General features: G+C 70.9%; 5 protein-coding genes. 2 read left to right on the top strand and 3 right to left on the bottom strand.

Annotation, left to right across the window (positions count from 1 at the left end):
* Positions 1-194: 194 nt before the first annotated feature.
* The gene (locus SREC43747_RS0119000; RefSeq protein WP_029722964.1) at positions 195-776 is read left to right on the top strand and encodes a SigE family RNA polymerase sigma factor; all 582 of its coding nucleotides are present in this window, start codon (positions 195-197) and stop codon (positions 774-776) included.
* Positions 776-1,351, top strand: a complete 576-nt coding sequence (locus tag SREC43747_RS22200) for a hypothetical protein (protein ID WP_029722965.1) — start codon at positions 776-778, stop codon at positions 1,349-1,351. Before SREC43747_RS0119000 ends, SREC43747_RS22200 begins: the two co-directional genes overlap by 1 nt.
* On the opposite strand, the gene SREC43747_RS0119010 is transcribed toward SREC43747_RS22200, so the two are convergent.
* The 3 genes from SREC43747_RS0119010 to SREC43747_RS0119020 form a co-directional block, all read right to left on the bottom strand.
* Positions 1,348-1,926 (bottom strand): ferritin, encoded by a 579-nt coding sequence (locus SREC43747_RS0119010; RefSeq protein WP_029722966.1) that lies wholly within the window; start codon positions 1,924-1,926, stop codon positions 1,348-1,350. The genes SREC43747_RS22200 and SREC43747_RS0119010 overlap by 4 nt on opposite strands.
* 31 nt (positions 1,927-1,957) lie before the next feature.
* Entirely contained in the window at positions 1,958-2,134 is a 177-nt protein-coding gene (locus SREC43747_RS21460) for a hypothetical protein (RefSeq protein WP_160173022.1), read from the bottom strand.
* A 44-nt stretch (positions 2,135-2,178) separates the two neighbouring features.
* A partial coding sequence (locus SREC43747_RS0119020; RefSeq protein ID WP_029722967.1) for an arginine deiminase family protein occupies positions 2,179-2,950 on the bottom strand: 772 nt, incomplete at its 5' end.

A 2,950-nucleotide genomic window follows, 5' to 3' on the forward strand; every position in this document is an offset into this window, starting at 1 on the left:
CGGCGTGCGAGGGACGGGCTGCGCGGTCGCCAGGTCACCATCCGCTGAGAGGACTTGGGCGGCCCCGCGGTCGTCGCCGGGTGCGCTGCGGCGCACCCGGCTTGGGCCGAAAGTTGAGCACGGTCGGCACGGGGCAACCAGTGCGCCTGCTGTTGCGTTCCCTTCCTGGAACCCTGTCGGGAAGGGGGAGTGGGGTGACCACGCACCTGCCTGCTGTGCCGGCTGTCGGCGAGGTGGCTGATTCCTGGCCGAAGCAGCGGGCGCAACGGGGGGACATGGCTGCCACGGAAGACGACTTCGCGGAATTCGTCCGGGTGTCCCTGCCCGGCTTGATGCGGTACGGCCATGCTCTCACCGGGAACCCGCACGACGCCGCTGATCTGGTGCAGAGCGTGCTGGAGAAGGTGGGCACCCGTTGGGCCAAGATCAACCGGAACGGCGCGGACCCCACCGCCTACGTGCGCAAGGCGATGGCCAACGCCCACGTGTCCCGGTGGCGGCGCAGCCGACGGGAAACCCTGTTGGCGGAGTTCCCGGACGTGCCGTCCCACGCCGCGCACGACCGGCTGGAGGACGAGCCGGTGTGGCAGGCGCTGCAGTCCTTGCCGCCGCGGCAGCGAGCGGTCATCGTGCTGCGCTACTACGAGGACCTCTCCGAGGCCGAGATCGCTGAAACGCTGGGGATCAGCAGCGGGACCGTGAAGAGCCAGGCCAGCAAGGCGATGGCGACGCTGCGCAAGCGCCTCGGGCCACTGGCGGAAGGGGGTGGTCTGTGATGGGTGTGGAGGACGAGCTGCGCCGAGTGCTCCGCGACGACCGTCTGGACCTCCCGGTGCGCGCCGGGGCCGAGTGGGTGGTGGTGGCGCGGGCGCGTCGCCGGCGGCAGCGGCAGGGCGTGCTGGCCACCGCCGCCGGTGTGCTGGCCGCGAGCGCGTTGCTCGGCAGCGGTGTCGCGCTGGTGAGCTTCGAGCAGGAGCCGGTGCCACCGCCGCCACCGCCGTCGCCGGTCGCCCCGCCTCCGGGCAGCGAGCCGCACCAGACGGTTCCCCCCGCGCCACCGCAACCACCGGGGGTGCCGCCTCCGCCGCAGCACCAGCCGGGACAGCCCGTGCCGCCGGGTCGGAGCGTTCCCGAGCACTCGTCGACCTCGCGGGAGGACAAGTCGTCGGTGCTGCGGGAGTCCGAGTCGACCGCGCCGGGGACGAGCACGGAGGAGTCCACTCCTCCGGAGACCACCACCACGACCGAGACGACCCCGCCGGAGACGACGGATCCGCGCACCGGCACGGGTGACACCGGTGGTGGCGGCACGGGCAGCACCGGTGGTGGCACGGGCGGCACGGGGGACTAGCCGGCGGCTCCGCTTCGGAGCGCGCCGCCGGCCACCCGCGGTGCGGTGGCGTCCGGTTCTTGGTCGCCGACGGTTTCCCGGGCCAGGTGGTTCTCCACGTCGAACAGGTTGCCCTTGGCGCGGTCGACCACGTTGAGCAGGGTGAGCATCTGGGCGACTTCCTCGACCTGCTCTTGCAGGAACCAGTGCATGAACTGCTCGCCGAGGTAGTCGCCCTCTTCCCGGGCGGTGCGGGCCAGGTTCTCGATCTGCCGGGTCACTTCGCGTTCTTGTTCCAGGGCGAGCGAGACCAGTTCCCGGGTTTCACCGAACTCGTTGCGCACCGGGTCGATGCCCGGGATGCTCGGTTTGATGTTGTTGTCCAGCAGGTACTGGACGATCATCATGGCGTGGTTCCGCTCTTCCAGGGCTTGCCGGTAGAAGTGCCTGGCGAGTTGGGGCAGGTCTTCGTCGTCGAACCAGACGGCGAGCGCGGTGTACTGCTGGAACGAGTTGAACTCGTTCCGTATTTGCTCTTGCAGCAGCTGGTGGAATTTCGATTCCCGGTGGTGGATTTTGGTGGCTGGGGCGGTCATAGTGCCAAGGTACGCCGCGGGCAGTGGTCGTTCAGGGCGGGAAGTCGCTGGTCTTCGGGCCGGTTTTCCGCTGGCGCGAGGGGATCTTCGCGGTGCCGTGCGGTGTTCGCCGGTCGACCTTCCCGGAGGACTTCTCCCCGAGGAGGGCGCTCCTGCGCGCGGTTCCGCCCCGGATCGCGCGGGTGTTCGGTCGCTCGCCGGGGTTCACCGCGCGAGCGGGCGTGAGCGCGGTTCCCGCTGCTGGAGCGGTTCCTAGAGCGCGTCCCGGACCAGCGGGCACGACATGCACCGCGGCCCGCCCCGCCCGGAGCCGAGCTCGGAGCTGCTGATCTGGAGCACTTCGACGCCGGCTTCGGCCAGCCGGGTGTTGGTCTCCACGTTGCGCTCGTAGGCGACGACCACGCCGGGGGCCAGGGCGAGGGTGTTGTTGCCGTCGTCCCACTGCTCGCGTTCGGCGGTGACCGGGTCCAGACCGGTGTGGATGACCCGGATGCGGTCGATCCCCATGGCTTCCGCGGCGGCCTGCAGGAACGGGTCGGGACCGGAGATCTTCAGCTCCCCGTCCGCCGGGTGCAGCGTGTAGGCCTGCAGGGAGTGCTGGACCGCCGGGTACATCACCACCGCGTCCCGGTCCACCATGGTGCACACGGTGTCCAGGTGCATGGACGCGCGCCGTTGTTCGATGGGCACCGCCAGCACGGTGTGGGCCAGGTCGTCGGCGAAGACCGATTTGGCGAACGCTTCGGCGCCGGCGGGGCTGGTGCGTTCGCCGACCCCGATGGCGACCACCCCGTCGGTCAGCTGCAGCACGTCCCCGCCTTCCACCGGGGCCGAGTGCGCCCCGTAGGCGCGGGCGCAGTGCGCGAACTTCGGGTGGTAGGCGTAGATCAGGTCGACCAGCGCTGATTCCCGCCGGCGGGCGGGCATCGCCAGGGCGGCCACGGCCACCCGGTCGCGGACCCAGGTGGAGGAGTCGCGGGTGAACAGCAGGTTCGGCAGCGGCTCGATGGCGAAGTCGTGCGGG

Source organism: Saccharopolyspora rectivirgula DSM 43747 (assembly GCF_000497205.1).
Classification (GTDB): Bacteria; Actinomycetota; Actinomycetes; order Mycobacteriales; family Pseudonocardiaceae; genus Saccharopolyspora; species Saccharopolyspora rectivirgula.

Bases quoted from the DNA above. Each gene is read 5' to 3' on its own strand.
- SREC43747_RS22200 (WP_029722965.1), top strand. From the start codon at position 776: ATGGGTGTGGAGGACGAGCTGCGCCGAGTGCTCCGCGACGACCGTCTG.
- SREC43747_RS0119010 (WP_029722966.1), bottom strand. From the start codon at position 1,926: ATGACCGCCCCAGCCACCAAAATCCACCACCGGGAATCGAAATTCCAC.